Origin of the sequence: Candidatus Pelagibacter sp. Uisw_101 (genome assembly GCF_047727615.1) — a bacterium.
GTDB lineage: Bacteria > Pseudomonadota > Alphaproteobacteria > Pelagibacterales > Pelagibacteraceae > Pelagibacter.
On sequence record NZ_CP159821.1, the window covers coordinates 861,799 to 881,726 of the forward strand.

General features: G+C 30.0%; 24 protein-coding genes. 8 read left to right on the forward strand and 16 right to left on the reverse strand.

Annotated elements, in window-relative coordinates:
• Positions 1–50: 50 nt before the first annotated feature.
• Positions 51–1,061: a TRAP transporter substrate-binding protein DctP gene (gene dctP / locus ABXT48_RS04590; protein WP_415302668.1), complete on the reverse strand. Its 1,011-nt coding sequence runs from the start codon at positions 1,059–1,061 to the stop codon at positions 51–53.
• A gap of 92 nt (positions 1,062–1,153) precedes the next feature.
• Here dctP and ABXT48_RS04595 point away from each other — a divergent pair, with 92 nt between their 5' ends.
• Entirely contained in the window at positions 1,154–2,299 is a 1,146-nt protein-coding gene (locus ABXT48_RS04595; RefSeq protein ID WP_415302670.1) for a CaiB/BaiF CoA transferase family protein, read from the forward strand.
• On the opposite strand, the gene rpoZ is transcribed toward ABXT48_RS04595, so the two are convergent.
• Both rpoZ and ABXT48_RS04605 read right to left on the reverse strand, forming a co-directional pair.
• Positions 2,296–2,949: a DNA-directed RNA polymerase subunit omega gene (rpoZ, locus tag ABXT48_RS04600; RefSeq protein WP_415302672.1), complete on the reverse strand. Its 654-nt coding sequence runs from the start codon at positions 2,947–2,949 to the stop codon at positions 2,296–2,298. The two genes, ABXT48_RS04595 and rpoZ, sit on opposite strands and share 4 nt — an antisense overlap.
• Before the next feature lie 42 nt (positions 2,950–2,991).
• Entirely contained in the window at positions 2,992–4,197 is a 1,206-nt protein-coding gene (locus ABXT48_RS04605; protein WP_415302674.1) for an MFS transporter, read from the reverse strand.
• 14 nt (positions 4,198–4,211) lie between these two features.
• On the opposite strand from ABXT48_RS04605, the gene ABXT48_RS04610 reads away from it, so the two are divergent.
• A complete protein-coding gene (locus ABXT48_RS04610) occupies positions 4,212–5,087 on the forward strand; it encodes an NAD(P)-dependent oxidoreductase (RefSeq protein WP_415285839.1) in 876 nt (291 codons plus the stop codon).
• 6 nt (positions 5,088–5,093) lie between these two features.
• On the forward strand, positions 5,094–5,699 hold the full coding sequence (locus ABXT48_RS04615) for a flavin-binding protein (protein WP_415302676.1): 606 nt from the start codon (positions 5,094–5,096) through the stop codon (positions 5,697–5,699).
• 84 nt (positions 5,700–5,783) lie between these two features.
• Here the strand turns inward: ABXT48_RS04615 and ABXT48_RS04620 are convergent, their stop codons facing one another.
• From ABXT48_RS04620 to ABXT48_RS04630, 3 genes are all read right to left on the reverse strand, one after another.
• Entirely contained in the window at positions 5,784–6,548 is a 765-nt protein-coding gene (locus ABXT48_RS04620) for a hypothetical protein (protein ID WP_415302677.1), read from the reverse strand.
• A 2-nt stretch (positions 6,549–6,550) separates the two neighbouring features.
• Positions 6,551–7,414 (reverse strand): inverse autotransporter beta domain-containing protein, encoded by an 864-nt coding sequence (locus tag ABXT48_RS04625; RefSeq protein WP_415302679.1) that lies wholly within the window; start codon positions 7,412–7,414, stop codon positions 6,551–6,553.
• A 71-nt stretch (positions 7,415–7,485) separates the two neighbouring features.
• On the reverse strand, positions 7,486–7,998 hold the full coding sequence (locus tag ABXT48_RS04630; RefSeq protein WP_415302681.1) for a gamma carbonic anhydrase family protein: 513 nt from the start codon (positions 7,996–7,998) through the stop codon (positions 7,486–7,488).
• A gap of 20 nt (positions 7,999–8,018) precedes the next feature.
• On the opposite strand from ABXT48_RS04630, the gene ABXT48_RS04635 reads away from it, so the two are divergent.
• Both ABXT48_RS04635 and ABXT48_RS04640 read left to right on the forward strand, forming a co-directional pair.
• Positions 8,019–8,573, forward strand: a complete 555-nt coding sequence (locus tag ABXT48_RS04635; RefSeq protein WP_415302683.1) for a thioredoxin family protein — start codon at positions 8,019–8,021, stop codon at positions 8,571–8,573.
• On the forward strand, positions 8,573–9,655 hold the full coding sequence (locus ABXT48_RS04640; RefSeq protein WP_415302685.1) for a glycosyltransferase family 4 protein: 1,083 nt from the start codon (positions 8,573–8,575) through the stop codon (positions 9,653–9,655). Before ABXT48_RS04635 ends, ABXT48_RS04640 begins: the two co-directional genes overlap by 1 nt.
• Here the strand turns inward: ABXT48_RS04640 and ABXT48_RS04645 are convergent.
• Positions 9,647–10,579 (reverse strand): glycosyltransferase family 9 protein, encoded by a 933-nt coding sequence (locus ABXT48_RS04645; RefSeq protein ID WP_415302686.1) that lies wholly within the window; start codon positions 10,577–10,579, stop codon positions 9,647–9,649. The genes ABXT48_RS04640 and ABXT48_RS04645 overlap by 9 nt on opposite strands.
• Before the next feature lie 32 nt (positions 10,580–10,611).
• Between ABXT48_RS04645 and ABXT48_RS04650 the strand changes: the two genes are divergently transcribed.
• Entirely contained in the window at positions 10,612–11,001 is a 390-nt protein-coding gene (locus tag ABXT48_RS04650; protein WP_415302688.1) for a DUF6165 family protein, read from the forward strand.
• On the opposite strand, the gene ABXT48_RS04655 is transcribed toward ABXT48_RS04650, so the two are convergent.
• From ABXT48_RS04655 to ABXT48_RS04690, 8 genes are all read right to left on the reverse strand, one after another.
• Positions 10,995–11,669: an ABC transporter permease gene (locus tag ABXT48_RS04655; RefSeq protein WP_415285850.1), complete on the reverse strand. Its 675-nt coding sequence runs from the start codon at positions 11,667–11,669 to the stop codon at positions 10,995–10,997. The two genes, ABXT48_RS04650 and ABXT48_RS04655, sit on opposite strands and share 7 nt — an antisense overlap.
• Positions 11,669–12,361, reverse strand: a complete 693-nt coding sequence (locus tag ABXT48_RS04660) for an ABC transporter permease (RefSeq protein WP_006996681.1) — start codon at positions 12,359–12,361, stop codon at positions 11,669–11,671. Before ABXT48_RS04660 ends, ABXT48_RS04655 begins: the two co-directional genes overlap by 1 nt.
• A gap of 45 nt (positions 12,362–12,406) precedes the next feature.
• Positions 12,407–13,258, reverse strand: coding sequence for a transporter substrate-binding domain-containing protein (locus ABXT48_RS04665; RefSeq protein ID WP_415285852.1), 852 nt, complete (start codon positions 13,256–13,258; stop codon positions 12,407–12,409).
• Between the two features lie 61 nt (positions 13,259–13,319).
• Entirely contained in the window at positions 13,320–14,360 is a 1,041-nt protein-coding gene (speD, locus tag ABXT48_RS04670) for an adenosylmethionine decarboxylase (protein ID WP_415302690.1), read from the reverse strand.
• 5 nt (positions 14,361–14,365) lie between these two features.
• Positions 14,366–14,998 (reverse strand): class II aldolase/adducin family protein, encoded by a 633-nt coding sequence (locus ABXT48_RS04675; protein ID WP_415302691.1) that lies wholly within the window; start codon positions 14,996–14,998, stop codon positions 14,366–14,368.
• Entirely contained in the window at positions 14,998–16,068 is a 1,071-nt protein-coding gene (gene mtnA, locus ABXT48_RS04680) for an S-methyl-5-thioribose-1-phosphate isomerase (protein ID WP_415302693.1), read from the reverse strand. The genes ABXT48_RS04675 and mtnA overlap by 1 nt, the downstream gene beginning before the upstream one ends.
• Positions 16,068–16,964, reverse strand: a complete 897-nt coding sequence (locus ABXT48_RS04685) for a hypothetical protein (RefSeq protein ID WP_415302695.1) — start codon at positions 16,962–16,964, stop codon at positions 16,068–16,070. The genes mtnA and ABXT48_RS04685 overlap by 1 nt, the downstream gene beginning before the upstream one ends.
• A complete protein-coding gene (locus ABXT48_RS04690) occupies positions 16,961–17,833 on the reverse strand; it encodes an S-methyl-5'-thioadenosine phosphorylase (RefSeq protein WP_415302697.1) in 873 nt (290 codons plus the stop codon). The genes ABXT48_RS04685 and ABXT48_RS04690 overlap by 4 nt, the downstream gene beginning before the upstream one ends.
• Before the next feature lie 41 nt (positions 17,834–17,874).
• Between ABXT48_RS04690 and ABXT48_RS04695 the strand changes: the two genes are divergently transcribed.
• Positions 17,875–18,402 carry an adenine phosphoribosyltransferase gene (locus ABXT48_RS04695; protein WP_415302699.1) on the forward strand — a complete coding sequence of 176 codons (528 nt, stop codon included), beginning with the start codon at positions 17,875–17,877 and terminating at the stop codon, positions 18,400–18,402.
• A gap of 8 nt (positions 18,403–18,410) precedes the next feature.
• Positions 18,411–19,088, forward strand: coding sequence for a class I SAM-dependent methyltransferase (locus ABXT48_RS04700; protein ID WP_415285859.1), 678 nt, complete (start codon positions 18,411–18,413; stop codon positions 19,086–19,088).
• Here the strand turns inward: ABXT48_RS04700 and ABXT48_RS04705 are convergent.
• Entirely contained in the window at positions 19,085–19,909 is an 825-nt protein-coding gene (locus tag ABXT48_RS04705) for a glycosyltransferase family 2 protein (protein WP_415285860.1), read from the reverse strand. The two genes, ABXT48_RS04700 and ABXT48_RS04705, sit on opposite strands and share 4 nt — an antisense overlap.
• Positions 19,910–19,928 lie beyond the last annotated feature (19 nt).

Here is a 19,928-nt window from a genome sequence, read left to right on the forward strand (position 1 = left end):
AAAAAAAACCCCTATTTATTTTCACAAATAGGGGTTTCTTATATATTGTTTTATTTAACTGCTAAAGCCATTTCCATAAGCTTAGCACCGCCAGGTACTTTCTCTGCAAATGCTTTATGAGAAGTTTTCTTAGCAATTTCTACCCATTCAGCATGATCTTCAGCTGTCATGTATGCTAATTCAACGCCAGCATCTCTATAAGCATCCTCAAATTTCTTATCAAGGTTCGATACTTGTGCTGTCATATATTTTTCAGCTACTTTTCCAGCTTTCATAAGAGCTTTTTGTTGCTTAGAATTTAATGCATCAAAAGATTTCTTAGACATAAGGATTGGCTCATACATAAACCATAAACCAAATTTTCCTGGAGGTGTTGCACATTTAACTTGTTCATAAATTTTGTAACTTACAAAACTTCCTGAACTAGTGTTTGCACCAGTTAATACACCTGTTTGTAGACCAGTATAGATTTCTGAAGATGGCATACTTTGAATACCCGCTCCTGCACCTTCAAGCATTTGATTAAATGCTTTTCCAGCTGCTCTCATTACTTGGCCTTTTGCATCACTAGGTTTTCTAATACATTGTGTCTTTGAAACAAAACCACCACCTAGCCAAGCATCAGATAAAACAACTACACCTGCATCATTAATAATTTTTTTAATCTCAGTCATCATTGGAGATTTATTAAATCTTAATGCATGCTCATGGTTTTTAACTGTCCCAGGCATTAATGTTGCATCAAATTCTGGATGAAACTTTCCAGCGTAACCTAATGGAAAAGCAGATATATCTAGCTGACCAGTAGTCATTGGCTTCCACTGTTCTTTAGGTTTATATAAAGATTTTGCAGGGTAAATTCTGATATCAATATCAACATTAGCTTTTTTTACTTCATCGGCAATAATTTGAACCATTTCGTGACGTGGGTCAAAAGATCCATCAGCTCTAGGAGTACCAGGCCATTGGTGACTTGCTTTTAACGTTACCGCATAAGCAGAACCAACTGTTGATAAAACTAAAACTAATGCTGTAAAATATAACGATATTTTTTTAAACATTATTATTCCTCTCATTATGTTATTTAAGAGATGCATATAATTAAAGTTATTGATAAGAGTCAACTCTACACAAACACATTATTTTATAAAATATGGACGGTCCTTTAAAAAACCTATTAGTTCTTGACCTAACTAGAGTGCTAGTTGGTCCTTATTGCACAATGATGCTCTCAGATTTAGGTGCACGAGTGATAAAGGTAGAAGCACCAAAGGTTGGTGATGACTCTAGAAAATTTGGGCCCTTTATTGAAGATTATTCAGCCTATTTTATGTCATTAAATAGAGGCAAAGAAAGTATTGCTCTTAATCTAAAAAATGAGGATGATAAAAAAATATTTGAAAAAATATTAGCTAAAGCAGATATCTTAGTTGAAAACTTTAAACCAGGTACGTTAGAGAAGTGGGGATATGGCTGGAAAGATATTTGTAAAAAATATCCTAGATTAATTTATGCATCAGCATCAGGCTTTGGACAAACTGGTCCATTAAAAGAATTACCTGCTTACGATATGGTTGTTCAAGGTATGGGTGGGCTTATGAGTGTTACCGGTCAGCCAAATTCTGAACCAACAAGAGTTGGTACATCTATTGGTGATATTACTGCAGGATTATTTACTACAGTTGGAATTAATGCAGCGCTTTATGATAGAGAAAAAACTGGCAAAGGAACTTTTATTGATGTTTCAATGCTAGACTGTCAAATAGCAATTTTAGAAAATGCTATAGCAAGATACCTTGCTAAAAATGAAATACCAAAACCAATGGGATCTCGTCACCCATCCATTGCTCCTTTTGAAGCTTTTAAAACAAAAGATAGTCACATCATTATAGCAGCTGGTAATGAAAAATTATTTGAAAAGCTTTGTAATGTTTTAAATATTCCTGAAATATCTAAAGATCCAAAATTTAATACGAATTCATTACGATCAGAAAATATGGATGATCTTAAAAAGATACTTGAAGATAAACTTATTGTTAAGAATACTAATGACTGGGTAAGTGAAATGGAAAAAGAAAAAATTCCATGTGGTCCAATATTTAATATTAAAGAAGCTGTTGAAAACCCTCAAGTTCAAGCAAGAAACATGATTGTTAAAGCACATCACAAAGTAATTGGAGATTTTAAATTAGCGGGTAATCCAATTAAAATGTCTAATTATAAGGATGAAACAACGCGTGGTGATATTCCAGACTTAGATGAACACAGGGAAAAAATCTTAAAGGAATTTAATAATTAACTATTAGGTTCTGTTTCTTCTGCATCTTCTTTTGCAGTTTCAGTTTCAGCTATTTGATCTAAAGAAATTTCAGTTTCTTCACTAGCAGTTTCAGTTTCTTCACTAGCAGTTTCAGTTTCTTCACTAGCAGTTTCAGTTTCTTCACTAGCAGTTTCAGTTTCTTCACTAGCAGTTTCAGTTTCTTCACTAGCAGTTTCAGTTTCTTCACTAGCAGTTTCAAGTTCTGGATTAACTTCTACTTCAGGTTCTGCTTTTGCAGTTAATTCTTCTAAATCTTCTGGTGCAACTTGAATTTTTTCTGGAATTTTTCTAGCTCTTTTAGATGGTAATATAGGTGTTCCACTTTTAGAAATTTCACCTTTGTACATGCTATCAAAATCATCACCGATAACTTCATCATCATCTGTACCATCGTCAACTTGTTCAACATGTTTTCTAAGTTTGTGAATAGCGCTATCTGTTAAGTCTGAAACTTTAATAGTTTCTTCTGCAATTTCTCTTAAAGATATAACTGTATTTTTATCATTATCTCTATCAAGAGTAGGCTCAAGACCTGAATTTAATTGAACTGCTCTTTCTTTAGCAACCAATACTAATTCGTAAGGACTTTCTACTTTATCTATGCAATCTTCTACTGTTACTCTAGCCATGCGCAATTATTTATACCTCATGATAAAAAATGCAAGGATTTTCTAAATTATTATTGGATTTAATTTTTTTCTTATCAAAAAAAGAAGGATTAAAGAAAAAAAAATATATAAGCCAGAGATAAGAGCAATACCATCCACTGTAAAACCTAAATCTATCAATAAACCAAATAAAGCAGTACCAAAAGCTGTGGCAAAAACCATCAAAGCAGTTGTGAGAGCCTTGATTGATCCAAGGTTTTTTACTCCATATAATTCAGCCCAAGTAGATGAACCTAGGATATTTGCAAATCCATTAGAAATACCAACTAACCCTAAAAATAAAAATGCAGTAATTGGAGTATCAAAAAAGTATAAAACAACAACTGATAATAAAAGTGGAATATTCATATAAATCAAAAGTTTTCTACTTGTAAATTTATCTATTAAAAACCCAGATAAAAATAAAGTTAGTACTGAAAATATTGAATAAGACATAAATGATTGAGCAATTACATAGGGTCCCCAACCTTTTGAGGTTTGCACAAAAGATTGAAAAACGGCAAAACCAGTAAAAATCCATGGCATGGCAAGCATATTTAAGCTTATTATATAAAATCTATAATCCTTAATCACTTCTCTCCTGTTCCATTGTTTAATCTCAACTTCTTTAATATTTTCATCACTAGTTTCTCTAGAATCTAAATTTAAATTTTTAATTAATAAAAAAGATGCAATAGGTAAAATAATTAAAACTGTAATTGAAAATATAAGCCAAAGATTTTGCCAATCTATGATTGTTAATAGATATACCATTAAAATAGGCATAATAAATTCTGCAGATGAAAGTCCAAACCAACTGATGCTTAAAGCTCTACCTCTTGTTCTAGTAAAGTACCTTGAAATAGTAGTTGATGCTGTATGAGACATCATTCCTTGACCTGAAAATCTCATTAAAAAAATTGCAATAAAAAGTAAAAAAACTGATGAAACTTTTGAGAAGAAAAAACATGCAAAAGATAGAAGAATAATTACAAATAAAGCAAATTTAAAAATATTTACATCATCTATTTTCTTACCAACCCAAATTAATAATAAGCTACTAAATAAAGTGGCAGATGCGTAAATTGTGCCAAATTGTCCGTGAGTGATAGATAGTGCATCTCTTATACTTGAATTAAACAGCCCTAAAAAATAACTCTGTCCAAAACTAGAAAAAAATGTAAAAATAAATCCAAATAGAATTACTTTAAACTTCAAACTATTAAACATAGGAAATAAAAATTATGTCTTGTAATGTTGCTTTCATAGGTCTTGGTGTCATGGGTTATCCGATGGCAGGTTATATATCAAAAGCTGGTCACAATGTAACTGTTTATAATAGAACTGCTGCTAAAGCTGATAAATGGATTACAGAATACAAGGGCTCAAAAGCAGATACTCCTGCTAAAGCTGCTGAAGGTGCTGATTTTATTTTTACTTGCGTTGGTAATGATGAAAATTTAAGAGAAGTTTCTCTTGGAGAAAATGGATTATTTAAAACAGCTAAAAAAGGTTCAGTTTATGTTGATAACTCAACTGTATCAGCAGAAATTTCTAGAGAATTATATGCTGCAGCCAAAGAAAAAGGATTTGGGTTTTTAGATGCACCTATTTCAGGTGGTCAAGCAGGTGCAGAAGGTGGAATACTAACTGTAATGGTTGGTGGTGATGAAGATGTATTTAAAAAAGCTGAGGAAGTTATTGATTGTTATAGCAGAAAAGTAAAACTAATTGGTAAAACTGGAAGTGGTCAATTAACTAAAATGATGAACCAGATGTGCATTGCAGGTGCTGTGCAAGGTTTATCAGAGGCTATTAACTTTGGAATTAATGCAGGGTTAGATATGGATATTGTAATGGAAACCATATCAAAAGGTGCTGCTCAATCATGGCAAATGGAAAATAGATACCGAACAATGACTGATGATAAATTTGATTATGGTTTTGCTGTTGACTGGATGAGAAAAGATTTAAAAATTGTAATTGAAGAAGCAAAGAAAAATGGTTCACCAGTTCCAACTACAGAACTTATTGATAGTTATTATGCTAAAGTTCAAGAAATGGGTGGTAACCGTTGGGATAGTTCAAGCTTGATTGCTCTATTAAAAAAGAAAAAATAATTATTAGTGACTAATACTGTTCCTTACTATGAGGACTTTACTGAGATCAAAAATAAAATTTGGTCGATGTTAGATAATGCTATCAAAGATAGAGGGTCTCCATTTAGAATTCCTGTATTTATTTGTGGTGGTCAAGATGACTTTGATGGAAGAATTGTAGTCCTTAGAAAATCAGATAGAGAAAACAATATTATCCAATACCATAGTGATATTAGATCTAATAAAATTGCTAAATTAAAATCAAGTAAAAATGCAGCAATGTTATTTTATGACAAGGATGAGAAGATACAAGTTAGACTTAAAGTTGAATGCATTGTTAATCATGAAAATGATATTACAAAACAGTCTTGGTTAAAAACAGGGCATATGAGTAGAAAGTGTTATTTAGTTGATAATGGACCTGGCACACTATCTGATACTCCAACTTCAGGACTAAAACCTGAGTTGGATAATTTTGAATTTACGATGGAGCAAAGTGAAGTTGGGTATAAAAACTTTACAGTTATTCAATGCAAAATTAAAAGTATGGAATGGCTTTATTTAGCTGCCAAAGGTCACCGTAGAGCTAAATTTGATTTAGAGAATAACAAAGATACCTGGTTAATTCCTTAATAAAAAGTATATCTCTCAATTCCAAATGTAGATGATAATAGAGCTTTAAAAAAAGAAAATAAAATTCAAGATATTCTAAAATAATTATTGTATTGAAATAGCAACAATTGGCTCAACTGGTTCAATATTACACAAATTTGTTGATGCAATTTCAGAAGCATTGACTGCTGCTTCGGTTTTAAATGATATGTCTAATACTGGAGCTATTAATGCAACCGTGTAAGGTGCTGTAAGAGTATAAATCATAACATGGTCCGTATCTGTTGATCCATCAGCATGCTGAGTTTGAAAAGTTGAAGAACCAGTTCCCTGTGCATAATTTAGGTCTTGATCATTAGCAACTGAACCACAGTTTGCTGCAGTACATATTGTGAATTGATCATTTACTAAGTAACTAACCATTTCTGCTTGAGTTGTATTTGGAGTCATTGCAGGTCTGTGTGTATGAATTTCATTTCCTGCTGCTGCATGGTCACCAGGGTATTTGGCATCTGCATAAGTTCGACAGGGCGTTGATATACCAGCAACAGTTATGTCTGCGCTGATAGTAAATTTTCTACTAATAGTTACTCTCATATGTGTATATGTTGTACCTAATGGCAACAAAGCTGTATCTCCATAAGCAGCGGCAGCAGTTCCAGCATCAACTGAAGCAATATCAATTTCTAAATCTCTCTCAGCTAACACTACTGCACCTACACAGTTATCCACTCCTGTGCTGCTTTCACAAAGTTCAATTTTTTTCATTATAATTTTATAAACTGTTGCTTTCCCAGTTTCTGCTTTTAGAACTGAATTTATTCCTAAAAAAATAAAACTTACTAAAAATATTTTAAATAATTTAATCATTATTATTCTGACCTTGAAATTGTTGCTGATCCTTTAAATTCAATCATAATTTTGTTATTTCTTTCAACTTTGCTTAATAATTCTCCTGACATATCTTTATTTTCTTTCCAAGCATTTTGACTAATCCCATCCATGACTGTTGGGCCATTATTTCTTGGTGGGTGTACAAATCTAATCTTTGCATACCAATCATCATCTAAACCTTTTTTGTTTTTATCATCATAAGCTATCTCAAAATTAAGAGAGTTTGTTAAATTCATTTCAGAACCTATTTTTGTCCCTTTAATGTCGTTTCTTAAAACGCCATCCCACTCATAATGATTAATAAATATTTTTGACCAATGTAGATAAGGCACTTGGCTTGCTAACCTGTAATCCCAACCGTCTAAAACATGCTCATCTTGTGTGTCATCTAATCCTTTATAAATATTAGAATTAAAATCTAATACTGAATTTCTTAATTCAAAACCTATGCTTGCTCTTCTATTTTCGTTATTAAAGTCATTATCAACAAAAGCATTAAATCCAGCTAACATAGTATTGTCACTAAATAGCTTTCTTGAACCTAGTCCAAAATTACCTATTATTTTTTCTTTATTTAAATGCTCAGTATTAAATAAAGAAAATTGTGTAAAAATATTTCCACTATCTAATTTTAGTAATTCTCTAACAGCTAAAATACTATAATCAGGTTTATAACCTTCTCTTATATCTATGCTTGCCTCTGTATGTCCTTCACCTGGAATTAATCCAACAGTATATTCTGAAATTTTTTCCGAAGCTTTAGACAATGATTGTCCTACTAAATCTGCATTAGCTACGGTAGATATAAAGAAAATGATAATAAGTGTTAATATTTTTTTCATCACACTAAATTTAATATAAATTATTATATCTTAAAACCTTAATGTCTAATAAAAAAAACACATTTTTAGCTTTAAAATATTGATTTAGAGTATTTTTTCCAGTTATCTTGATAATGAACAGCATTTTCAGTAATTAACTTTACCTCTTCAGTTGATACTTGTCTTACAATTTTACCAGGTGAACCAACAACTAAAGAATTATCTGGAATGACTTTATTTTCAGTGATCAGTGCATTAGCTCCTATGATGCAATTTTTCCCAATCTTTGCTCCATTTAAAATGACAGCACCAATTCCAATTAAAGAATTGTCTTCAATCGTGCAACCATGCAGCATAACTAAGTGACCAATAGTTACATCTTTACCAATTTTTAATGGGTAACCTGGATCGGTATGCAATACACTGCCATCTTGAATATTTGACCCTTCACCAACATAAATATTTTCAACATCACCTCTTAATGTAACATTAAACCAAATACTGGTATTTTTTTCTAATGTAACATCACCAATGATAGAAGCATTAGATGCAGACCAATTTTCACCTAAATTTTTAACTTTTTTATCTTCCAAATCATAAAACATAACTTATATATTATTATAACATGCCGTTAAAAACTCCAATATGTGATTTCGGACAAGCAGCTAAAAGCTTTGAATTAAATTCCACTAATAACGAAATTACTAAATTAAATGATGTTAAAGGGATAAATGGAACTTTGGTTATGTTTATTTGTAACCACTGCCCTTATGTAAAAGCTGTTATTAAAGATATTGTTGAAGATTGCAAAAATTTAGAAAAGCTTGGGGTAAAAGCAGTAGCCATATGCTCTAATGACACAATTAATTACCCTGAAGATAGTTTTGAAAATATGATTGAATTTGCTAAAAAACATCAGTTTAATTTCCCTTATCTATTTGATGAAACTCAAAATATTGCAAAAAGTTATGATGCAATGTGCACTCCTGATTTTTTTGGATACAACAATAATTTAGAATTACAATACAGAGGTAGAATAAGAGAATTGGACAATTTAAAACCAGTGAGATCTGGTGATAGTGATTTATTTATAGCAATGAAACAAATAGCTGAGACGGGCAAAGGTCCTGAAACACAAATTCCAAGTGTTGGCTGCGGTATTAAGTGGTTAGATAATTAATGTATTTAGTAGTTACAAAAACATTTCCTCCAGAAGTGGGTGGTATGCAAAATTTAATGTGGGGTTTAACAAATAAACTTTCAAAACACTACATGATAAAAGTATTTGCTGATTATCATGAAAATCATAAGTTATTTGATGAACAAGTTTCTTTTTCAATAGAGCGAGTTGGTGGAATAAAGCTTCTTAGAAAATATAGAAAAGCTCAATTGATTAATGAATTTATTAAAGAAAATAAAATTGATGGCATTATTGCTGATCATTGGAAAAGTTTAGAACATCTTAAAACAAATAAAAAAAAGATATGCTTGATCCATGGTAAAGAAATTAATCATGAGAAAGGCACCTCTCTTAATAAAAGAGTGTTAGAAGTTTTAGACAATGTTGAAACCATCGTTGCTAATTCTAAGTACACTAAAAATTTAGCTATTTCATTGGGTGTTCAGCAAGATAAAATTATAGTTATTAACCCTGGTGTTGATGCTGTTGAAGAATTGGATAAAAAAACTTTAGATAAAGTAGAGAGCTTATTAAAACATAAATCTCCTAGATTAATCACTGTCTCTAGATTTGATAAAAGAAAAAATCATGAAAAAGTAATCATGGCTCTTAGAAATTTAAAACAAATCTATCCTAGTATTGTCTATATTTGTGTGGGTTATGGAGACGAAGAGGAAAGCATAAAAAAGTTAGTAGCAGAACTAGGCCTTCAGCCTCAAGTGATGTTCTTTAAAGATATTTCTAATGAATTAAAAAATGCACTAGTTGCTAAATCTAATATTTTTGTCATGCCATCTATTGTTCATAAAAAATCTGTTGAAGGATTTGGTATTGCTTATGTTGAAGCTGCTCAATATGGATTGCCCTCTCTTGGAGGAAAAGATGGAGGTGCACCAGATGCAATCGAACATGAGAAAACGGGTTTAATATGTGATGGCAATGAATTGGATGAAGTTTATTCATCAATTAATCTAATGTTAGAAAATAATAAATTCCATGAATATGGAAAAGCTGCCAAAGAAAACTCTGCTAAATTTAAGTGGAGTACGATTATTGAAGAATATAAAAAAATATTAAATTAATATTTTTTCTAGCACTTTACTTGCGCTTAGTTTTTTTAAATCATCAACTTGTATTGCTTTAAAGTTTTCTCTCTCAATGCTAACCTTGTAGGCAGTTGTGTGTTTACCAAATAAAGTTAAGCCTTTTGCACCAAGATGTGCTGAAATATGAGCGGGACCTGTATCATTTGCAATAACAAATGAACTTTCTTTAATCAAACTTGCAAGTTGAGGAATATCTAGAGCTTTACCTTTATCTAAAATTGAAATGGCATTAATATTTTTTGCATCATCAATTTCAGGTGGTCCCGGAGCTACTACAACTTTAATTTGGTTTCCATATTTATTTTTAATTAACTCTATTAGCTCATTGTAATGGGGCCATTTTTTATGAGTTAGATGAGCTGAACAAAAAGGAAATAAAACAATATATTTATCTAAATTAAATTCTTGTTTAATATTATCAATATTGGTGAGAGCCCAACTAAAATTTGGCTTCATTGTGTGCTCAGTTTTAATTCCAGAAGTTTTAAGCTGATGATCAAATCTATCTAGAATAGGATTTTTATCAAATACTTCTTTTGAGATATTGCTCGGTAAAGTAGTTTCTGAACTAGACCAAGTATTAAAATTTACTTTTGGAAATAAAATATTCTTATAAAATTTTGTTCTAGACGAGTTTTGTAAATCATAAACTTTTTTTATCTTTATTTTCTTTAAAGTTCTCATCAATAAATATAGATAAATTAAATTAAATCTTGATAGACGTTTGTCTAAAATAACATTGTGAGTAAACGGATTTTTTTTAAATAATTCAAAATAAGGTTTTGTTGTTAATATATGTATTTGATCTTCTAGGTGGTTTTCAGAAATATCTTGAATTGCCCCACAAGCTTGCGCTATATCTCCTAAAGAACCATGTTTGATAATTAAAATATTAGACATATTTCTAACAACTTAACATAGTATAAATTTTTATGAATAAAATTCTAGTTGAAGTATCCGTTGGTGAACTTTTAGATAAAATTTCTATTTTAGAGATTAAACAAGAAAAAATTAAAGACCCTGAAAAACTAAAATTTATTAAGGATGAGCATGGTATTTTAAAAGATCAATTAGATAACAATGTAAAATCTGATGAAAAACTTAATACACTTTTTAAGTCACTAAAAGATATTAATGCAAAGTTATGGGTGATTGAAGATGATAAAAGATTATGTGAAAAAAATTCTGATTTTACTGAAAACTTTATAAAACTATCAAGAGACGTTCATTTTTTAAATGATAATCGTGCTAAGATAAAGCTGGAGATAAATACTCATACAGGCTCTAAGATTAAAGAGATTAAAGAATATACTTCTTACTGAAAACTATATTTTTTTTCTAAATATTTTATCAAGTTGTGAATGATAAAAGTCATAAATAAATAAATTCCACCTGCTAAAAGAAACACCTCTAAAGGTTTGTAAGTCGTTGATACAATGTGTTTTGCAACACCAGTAATATCCATTAAGGTTACGGTGCTAGCAAGTGATGTACCCTTCATCATTAATATAATTTCATTACCATAAGCTGGTAAAGATTGTCTAATTGCTACTGGAATTTGAATTTTATATAAAATAATTTTACTTGATATCCCTAGACTTTTACCCGCTTCTATAATTCCAGGTTTTATAGTTTGAAAAGCAGATCTTAAAATTTCTGAAGTATAAGCTCCCGTATTTAAAGCAAATGCAATAATTGCACACCAATAAGGCTCTTTTAATATTACCCAAAGAAAAGTTGATCTTAACCATTCGATTTGTCCAAGACCATAATAAATTATAAATATTTGAACCAATAATGGAGTTCCTCTAAATAGATAAGAATACCCATAAGCAAATTTACTAATAAATGGGTTTTTATTTAATCTTAAAACTGCAAATAAAAATCCAATAAATAAGCCAATGATTAAAGATGCTGATAACAATTTTAAAGTTATAACTGCTGCACTAAGTAATTTTGGCAAACTTGTTATCATTAAATCAAAATCCATTAAAAACCCCTACTATATTTAACTTCAAGTCTATTAATTAGCTTCATGCTCAAAAATGTTAGCATCAAATATAAAACTGCAGCAAAACAATAAAAGAACAAAGGATCTCTAGTGGAACCCGCTGCAATGTAAGATTGTCTCATGATCTCAACTAAACCTGTAACTGATATTAAAGATGTATCTTTTAAAGTAATTTGCCAAACATTGCTTAAGTTCGGAATAGCAAGTCTTAACATTTGAGGTAGAATTATTTTATAAAATTGTACAAATTTACTAACCCCTAAAACTTTGGCAGCTTCAAATTGACCTTTATCTATTGATTGGATAGCACCTCTAAATACTTCTGTTGAATAAGCGCCAGATATAATACCGATTGCAACTGAACCTGTAATAAATGCATTAATTTCTATGTATTCAAAGTATCCAAAAATTGAAGCAACATACATTATTGCACCACTTCCCCCAAAAAAGAAAAGGTAAATTACTAATAATTCTGGAACCCCTCTGATTACTGTTGTGTAAGTATTGCCAATAAAATTTAGAAATTTATTATTTGATAATTTAAGTGGCGTAAAGATTAATGAAAATAAAAAACCAATTAACATTGCAGTAACTGCTACTGCAATTGTCATGAGAGTTGCATAAAACAACTCGTCTCCCCAGCCTGTTTTTCCGAATGATAAAAGGTCCATATCGAAAGGGCGACTAAATAAATAGTCGCCTTTTCAAAATATTATTTACATAGAAGCGTCAAAGCCAAAATGCTTGATCGCTAATTTGCTGATGATTCCCTGTTTTCTAGCAGTGTTAATTGCTTTGTTGAAATCTTTAAGAAGTTTTGCATCTCTTGTACCGATTGCATCATCTCCACCTTGTCTAATTCCAACACCAACACCATTACCAAAAGCACCACCTGAAAAAGTAGGTCCAACTAATACTACTGGTTTTCCTGATTTATCCGCATAATCAGTGAATGCAACTGCTGCAGCTAATGCAACATCACATCTACCAGAAGTTAAGTCTAAGTTTACTTCATCTTGAGTTTTGTAAGTTCTAACATTTACTTTACCTACATCACCAGACTCTAAAAAGTTTTGGTGAATAGTTCCAGTTTGCGTACAAACAGTTTTTCCAGCAAGTGCAGAAGTTAAAGTTTTAAGAGTTTTTTTAACAGCACTTCCACCTAAAGTTAAATTAATACCTTCTGGTGTATCCATGCTCTCTAAACTTGAACCTTTCATTACTGCAAGGGCTGCAACTTCGTCTGCATAACCTTGTGAAAAAGTGATTGTTTTTTGTCTTTCAGCAGTAATTGACATTCCTGCCATGATTGCATCAAACTTTCTCATTAACAATGCTGGAATCATTCCATCCCAATCTTGTTCAACGATAGTGCATTCATGCTTCATGATTGCACAAAGTTCTTTTGCTAACTCTACCTCAAAACCAATAAGAGCACCTGAAGCGTCCTTAGAGTTCCATGGTGGGTAAGCACCTTCTGTTCCAATCTTTATTTTATCAGCGTAAACATTTCCGATTAATAATAAAGAAGCAAGAACACTTAATATTGTTTTCTTAAATATATTCATTTTTTCCTCCATATGATTTTAGAGATTTATTTCACAAATTTGAGAATTTAAAAAGAAATTTTTAATGATTAATTGATGATGAAAAGTTCCAAGAACAGTCAAAACTTGGGATGTAAACCCTATCCAAAGTTGTATTTCCAAAATTCTTGTTGAAAACATCTAACCATTTTTCTACTTGCTCTGGTTTCTTATCTTGGCTGCCAACTTGAGCAGTAATTACTCCATTTGGCTTTAATATTCTAATTAACGAATCCATATTTTTGGCTGCAAGATCTATACAAAACTGATCATCGTTAAGATCTACAAAAATTTTATCATACTTATCATCTTCAACAGATTTTATACTTTCAAAAGCATCTCCCCAAATACATTTAACTGAATTTTTTTCTGTTGATTTATTACTAATGCTTCCAAGGTGTTTGTTGCAAATTTCAACTACTTCTGGATCAAGTTCATACCAGTCTATAAAATCAAAACCTTTAGACATACACTCTCTTGCAACTCCTCCATCACCTCCACCGATGATTGCAGCAGTTCCCATGTCTTTATTTAATTTTAAAGCAGCATTTACAAATGTTGAGCTGTATAAAACTTCATCATTTGTTGCGACTTGAATTTCGTTATCAATAAACAGTGATTTACCGAATTGTTCTAAGTTTAATATTTCAATATGTTGACCTACTTTAGATTTAAAATCTTCTAAAACCTCATTTACTACATAAGATTTTTGTAATCCAGGCGAACTGTAAATGTCATGATACAAAGACTTAGTATCTCTATCAAAAGCTTTTGTGACAATTCTTTTATGTTTGAATTCTTTTTTTACAATATCAAGTGCAATAGAAGGACTTACTTTTCCACATGTGAAAAAATCAAAACTAATAATCCCTTTTTCTGGAAAGGTATGAAAACTGATGTGACTTTCAGCTAATAAGGCAAGTATAGTGAAACCTTGAGGTTTAAATTTATACTTTGAAATTTCGAGAATTGTAACTTCTGCAGCTTTTGCAATTTTACGTATTACATTCTCATAGACTGAAGGGTCATACTCATGAGTAGTACCAATGATATCTAAAGTTATATGCTCACCTACTTTAGTCATAAAAATTATCCCCTCTTATAATTTTTTGCTTTACTTAAAACTTTACTCATCTCTTTTGACGATAAAATTTTAGGCTTACCAATTTTTAGGGCTTTTATATACTGGTTCGAAAGATTTTCAACCTCTTCAGCTAATTCAAATGCCTTTGATAAATTTTCTGAAAATGCAATTTGTCCGTGATTACCTATTAAACAAGCTTTTCTCTGCTTTAGAGCTTTAATAATATTTTTAGATAATTCTCTTGTGCCATAAGTTGCATATTTTGCACATTTGATATCGTTACCACCCGCCATTGCCACCATATAATGAAATGCTGGAATTCCCTTTCCATGAGTAGAAATTGCAGTTGCATAATTTGAGTGTGCGTGAACAATTGCTTTAGCTTCTTTTTTATTTAAGTAAATATCTTGGTGAAACCTCCATTCAGAAGATGGTATTCCTTTTTTTTTATCAAACTTCCCTTTGAGAGTTATAAAAACTATATCTTTATTTTTTAATGATGAATATTTTGCACCTGAAGGTGTAATTAAAAAACCGTCTTTATATCTAGAAGATATATTGCCCGATCTTAATGCTGAAAGCTTTTTAGTATTTAGCATTTTAGCGTATTTAATAACTTCTGCTCTTAAATTTATCATTATTTAAACATTTTACTTAATGCAGCGCTTGATGCTTCGCAAATGCCTTTTTCTGTAATCAGTCCTGTTACGTATTTTGCTGGTGTTACATCAAAAGCAAGATTCATTGCTTTGCTTTTTTTTGGATAAATTAAAATTTTTTTAAGTTTATTATCTTCATCTATTCCCTCTATATGAGATAGCTCCTCAGAATTTCTTTCCTCTATTGGAATATCTTTAAAGTTTTTAATCTCCCAATCAATAGTTGAGCTTGGTAATGCCACATAAAAAGGTACATTATTATCGTGTGCTGCTAATGCTTTTAAATAAGTTCCAATTTTATTACAGACATCACCCGTTGATAAAGTTCTATCTGCTCCAACAATACACATATCAACATCACCTCTTTGCATTAAAATTCCACCTGTATTATCTGCAATAATTGTATTTGGAATATTTTCTTCATTTAATTCATATGAAGTTAAATTTGCACCTTGATTTCTAGGTCTAGTTTCATCCACCCAAACATGAACCGGAATTCCTTTTTTATGAGCATGGTAAATTGGTGATGTTGCTGTTCCCCAATTAATTGTTGCAAGCCAACCAGCATTGCAATGAGTTAAAATATTAACTGTATCTTTTTTTTTATTATAGATTTCCTCAATTATTTTCAGCCCATTAATACCTATGCTTTCACAAAACTTTTCATCCTCATCACATATTTCTTTTGCTTCATTTAGAGCAATATCTAAAACTTTATCACTTTTAACACCTGATAATTTTTTTATCATACGATCTACAGCCCACTTTAAATTTATAGCAGTAGGTCTAGATTGAATTAATTCCTCAGCACTTTTTTTAATAAATTCAGGGTCGTTATTTTCTTGAATCGCTAGAGCTATTCCATAAGCAGCTGTTCCTCCAATAAGAGGTGCTCCTCTTACTTCCATTATTTCAATTGCATTGATTGCATCTTTTACTGTCTTTAGTTCTTTAATGCTGAACCGATGAGGAAGTTTTGTTTGATCAATGATTTTAACAACATTTCCTTCATACCATATTGTTCGATATTTTTTTCCTTGGATTTTCATTAAAATAATTTTCCCAAATAATTAATTAAGTCATTTTCTTTTTGTTCTTCATCAGCATAACATTTTGTTAAAGCTAAACCATGATATCCGCCAAGAGTAGCTTTTTTTTTACATTTTGAATCTGAAATATTTACAAATTCAACATCATTGGATTTTTTAAGTAAAGAATAATCATTGGGACTGTTGTAATTATCTTTATCGTGCGTAATTATTATTGCGTTCAATTTAGTATAATCTCCAAATCCATAGTATCTAATGTCTTCCCACCATGGCCATTCTTTTCTATTTTTTACTGTTCCTCCAGCACCTGGATGAAGACCAATTACTCCATCAATTAAATTATCACTATTTGATTGTATTTTTAAAGATTGCCAACCACCAGACGAGTGACCAGCTAAGATAATATTTTTAAACCCATTATCTGCAAACTTATCTATTGTATTTTTAATTACTTTTAATTTTTGATTTTGCTTTTGTTTGGTCATTAAAAATTTACCATCATTGTTCTTTAAACTTAAATTTCCTGTTTTTTTATGATGTTTCCACATTTTATCTTGTTCTGATTGTGACCAGCCTCTAACACCTGAACAAAGTCTGTAAATTTTAACTTCATAATTATTTATTTTTTTATTATGTAAGTTTCTAATAACTTGGGGCACTAAATTCCATTTACTCAAGCATTTATCTAATTTTTGATCACCCATAGCTCCATGGGTATAAATTACCAATATTGTATTTTCTTTATTATCGATTTTATCTACAGAATAAATCTTACCTGTATTATCGATAAACACATTGTCTTTTGAAATTTTTTTTAAATCTTTTTCAAATTTTTTATCAGCAAATGTATTTGTATTTATTAATAAAAATATAATTAATATTAATATTTGTCTCATTTATTAAGAACTCTACCAGCAACTGTTTTAAGTTTATCTATTGTTTTTTGAGTTCTTTTCTCAGGTGCTGTAATAATTGCTACATCTAAACAGTTATTAGTAGGGTCATTGAGATCTATATGTTCTTCAAAATTATCAATTAAGTTTTTAATCATAACTTTTGCTTTCTCAGCATTTCCTAAAAGAACTTTAATAACTTGCTGAACATCCACATTTTCATGATCTGGATGCCAACAATCAAAATCTGTGACCATTGACACAGACGCATACTTAATCTCAGCTTCTCTTGCAAGTTTAGCCTCTGGCATATTGGTCATTCCAATTACATCTGCTTTCCATGATCTATATAAATTAGATTCTGCTAATGTTGAAAATTGAGGGCCCTCCATTACTACATAAGTTCCATTTCTTTGATAATCTATGTTTGATTTCTTAATCGCATCTTCACAGGCATTCATTAACCCATTTGATGTTGGATGTGCCATTGATACATGCGCTACTATCTCATCATCAAAAAAGGTTTTGGTTCTTGCAAAAGTTCTATCAATAAATTGGTCTACAATAACAAATTTTCCCGGAGGCAAATCTTCTTTAAGAGAACCTACAGCTGAAATTGAAACTATATCTGTAACACCTAGTTGTTTAAGTGCATCTATGTTTGCTCTAAAATTTATATTAGATGGAGAAACAAAATGACCTCTTCCATGTCTTGGTAAAAAATAAACTTCCTTATTGTGATAATTTGTCTTTAAAATTTGATCCGATGGTTTTCCCCAAGGAGTATCTATATCAAGTAATTCACGGTTTTTAAATTCCTCAACATCATAAAGACCACTACCACCAATAATTGCTAATTTATTTGTTGTCATAATCAAAAATTTATTTATCTATACTTTTATAATTAACTATTATGAATTTAAAAGATTATATTAGATCAATTCCAGATTATCCAAAAAAAGGTATTCTATTTAGAGATATTACAACATTGATTAAAGATGCGGATGCATTTGAAGAGTGTATTAACCAAATAATTGCAAGATCAAAAGATTATAAAATAGACAAAATAGCTGCAATTGAATCAAGAGGATTTGTATTTGCCTCTGCAGTTTCCTATTTACTTAAAAAACCTTTTATTATGTTTAGAAAAAAAAATAAGCTTCCGGCTGATACACACTCTGTTGATTTTGAATTAGAATATGGAACAGCGACTATTGAGGTACATAAAGATTCAATTGATAAAGATGATTCAGTTTTAATAATAGATGATTTAATAGCAACAGGAGGAACGGCTCAAGCTGCAGCAAAACTAGTAGAGATGTCAAAGGCCAAAGTTGCTGCATTTGTTTTTGCAATAAATCTTTTTGACCTGGGTGGTTCTGATATGTTGTTTAAAAAAGGCTATAATGTAGAAAATTTAATAGACTTCCCTGGTCATTAAAAATTAATATGGAAAAAATTAATAAAATTTCAAGAATTATTAAGAAATTATATTACAAAATTTTTATTGAAAATTTTAATAAAAAAATATTCTATAATTTTCCTATAGATTATTATCGATGGGATCTAATTAAATATTTACATGAAAAATATAAATTTAACACTTATTTAGAAATTGGATGTGATAAGAATCAATTATTTTCAAGAATAAATATTAAAAAAAAATATGGTGTTGACCCATTTTCAGGGGGCAATATTAGAAAAACTAGTGATGAATTTTTTAAAGATAACAAAGAAACTTTTGACTTAGTTTTTATTGATGGACTTCATGAATACTCTCAAGTCAAAAAAGATATACTTAACTCTTTAAAATTTTTAAATAAAGATGGTTTGATTTTAGTTCATGACTGTTTACCTGAAAGCATGTCAAAACAAGCTGTGCCCAGATATAGAATGATTTGGAATGGTGATGTTTGGAAGGCAATAGTTGATTTGAGACAAGATAAAAATATAGACATATACACTTGTGAGATGGATCAAGGAATAGGTGTTATTCAAAAAAAAGAAAATACTAAAATTTTAAAAATAGATAAAAATATAAAGAAATTAAAATTTAAAGATTTTTATAAAAATTATAAAGAATATATGAGGATAATTTCTATAAAAGATTTAAAAGAAATGTTTTAATTGGTGAGATTTATTTTAGGTCTATACCAGGAATTTTTTCCCATTATTGCATTTAATGTGCCTGACCCTCTTAAAAAATAAATTTGACTTATTTTTCTATTAAATAAATAAAATAAAATTCCCTTGGTATAGTTAAAGAAAATTGTTAAGAAAGTATTTCTAAAAACATAAAAAAAATTTTTATGCTTTTTGTTATAATAAACTTTAGACCACATCCAATGCCAATTACGGCATTTTTCAAATTCAAATCCTATATTTGATGATTTTGCACTAAGATGTGTTATTTTAGCCTTACCACAAATATAAATTTTTTCTGATGCTAATTTAAGTCTTTTACAAAGATCAATTTCTTCGAGATACAAGAAAAAATTTTCATCAAACATCTTAATTTTTTTAATTTTAGATAAATTAACTAACATTGAAAATCCCTTAACATGATCCACTTCCATTATTTCTTTTTTGATAATATTTTTTTCACTAGGTGCCAAGATTGCAAATTTATTTTTGATCAAATTTGCTTGGTGTATTAACTCTTTAATGCAGTTTTTTGATAAGATGGTATCAGGGTTTAACACCAATACATGTGATGTTTTTGCTAATCTAAAAATTTTATTATTTCCACCACCATAACCATTATTTTTTTTTGATAAAATAAAATTTATGTGAGGGTAAACTTTTTTAATTTTTTCTTTAAGTATCAAATCGTTAGAGTTATCTAGAATAATAATTTTCTTTATATTTTCTAAACTTTTTAAGCATCTAAAAATAACTTTTTCGCTTCTAAAAGTAACAATCCCTACTGTTATATCTTTAATATTCATTTGATTGAAACTTATTATA

What these genes read in the sequence shown, in the direction of transcription:
- ABXT48_RS04695 (WP_415302699.1), top strand. Translation starts at nt 17,875, where the DNA reads ATGAATTTAAAAGATTATATTAGATCAATTCCAGATTATCCAAAAAAA.
- ABXT48_RS04645 (WP_415302686.1), bottom strand. Translation starts at nt 10,579, where the DNA reads ATGTCTAATATTTTAATTATCAAACATGGTTCTTTAGGAGATATAGCG.
- ABXT48_RS04700 (WP_415285859.1), top strand. Translation starts at nt 18,411, where the DNA reads ATGGAAAAAATTAATAAAATTTCAAGAATTATTAAGAAATTATATTAC.
- ABXT48_RS04625 (WP_415302679.1), bottom strand. Translation starts at nt 7,414, where the DNA reads ATGAAAAAAATATTAACACTTATTATCATTTTCTTTATATCTACCGTA.
- ABXT48_RS04620 (WP_415302677.1), bottom strand. Translation starts at nt 6,548, where the DNA reads ATGATTAAATTATTTAAAATATTTTTAGTAAGTTTTATTTTTTTAGGA.
- ABXT48_RS04630 (WP_415302681.1), bottom strand. Translation starts at nt 7,998, where the DNA reads ATGTTTTATGATTTGGAAGATAAAAAAGTTAAAAATTTAGGTGAAAAT.
- ABXT48_RS04660 (WP_006996681.1), bottom strand. Translation starts at nt 12,361, where the DNA reads ATGGACCTTTTATCATTCGGAAAAACAGGCTGGGGAGACGAGTTGTTT.
- speD (WP_415302690.1), bottom strand. Translation starts at nt 14,360, where the DNA reads ATGACTAAAGTAGGTGAGCATATAACTTTAGATATCATTGGTACTACT.
- ABXT48_RS04610 (WP_415285839.1), top strand. Translation starts at nt 4,212, where the DNA reads ATGTCTTGTAATGTTGCTTTCATAGGTCTTGGTGTCATGGGTTATCCG.
- ABXT48_RS04635 (WP_415302683.1), top strand. Translation starts at nt 8,019, where the DNA reads ATGCCGTTAAAAACTCCAATATGTGATTTCGGACAAGCAGCTAAAAGC.
- ABXT48_RS04605 (WP_415302674.1), bottom strand. Translation starts at nt 4,197, where the DNA reads ATGTTTAATAGTTTGAAGTTTAAAGTAATTCTATTTGGATTTATTTTT.
- ABXT48_RS04640 (WP_415302685.1), top strand. Translation starts at nt 8,573, where the DNA reads ATGTATTTAGTAGTTACAAAAACATTTCCTCCAGAAGTGGGTGGTATG.
- ABXT48_RS04675 (WP_415302691.1), bottom strand. Translation starts at nt 14,998, where the DNA reads ATGATAAATTTAAGAGCAGAAGTTATTAAATACGCTAAAATGCTAAAT.
- ABXT48_RS04690 (WP_415302697.1), bottom strand. Translation starts at nt 17,833, where the DNA reads ATGACAACAAATAAATTAGCAATTATTGGTGGTAGTGGTCTTTATGAT.
- dctP (WP_415302668.1), bottom strand. Translation starts at nt 1,061, where the DNA reads ATGTTTAAAAAAATATCGTTATATTTTACAGCATTAGTTTTAGTTTTA.
- rpoZ (WP_415302672.1), bottom strand. Translation starts at nt 2,949, where the DNA reads ATGGCTAGAGTAACAGTAGAAGATTGCATAGATAAAGTAGAAAGTCCT.
- ABXT48_RS04685 (WP_415302695.1), bottom strand. Translation starts at nt 16,964, where the DNA reads ATGAGACAAATATTAATATTAATTATATTTTTATTAATAAATACAAAT.
- mtnA (WP_415302693.1), bottom strand. Translation starts at nt 16,068, where the DNA reads ATGAAAATCCAAGGAAAAAAATATCGAACAATATGGTATGAAGGAAAT.
- ABXT48_RS04705 (WP_415285860.1), bottom strand. Translation starts at nt 19,909, where the DNA reads ATGAATATTAAAGATATAACAGTAGGGATTGTTACTTTTAGAAGCGAA.
- ABXT48_RS04655 (WP_415285850.1), bottom strand. Translation starts at nt 11,669, where the DNA reads ATGGATTTTGATTTAATGATAACAAGTTTGCCAAAATTACTTAGTGCA.
- ABXT48_RS04595 (WP_415302670.1), top strand. Translation starts at nt 1,154, where the DNA reads ATGGACGGTCCTTTAAAAAACCTATTAGTTCTTGACCTAACTAGAGTG.
- ABXT48_RS04665 (WP_415285852.1), bottom strand. Translation starts at nt 13,258, where the DNA reads ATGAATATATTTAAGAAAACAATATTAAGTGTTCTTGCTTCTTTATTA.
- ABXT48_RS04650 (WP_415302688.1), top strand. Translation starts at nt 10,612, where the DNA reads ATGAATAAAATTCTAGTTGAAGTATCCGTTGGTGAACTTTTAGATAAA.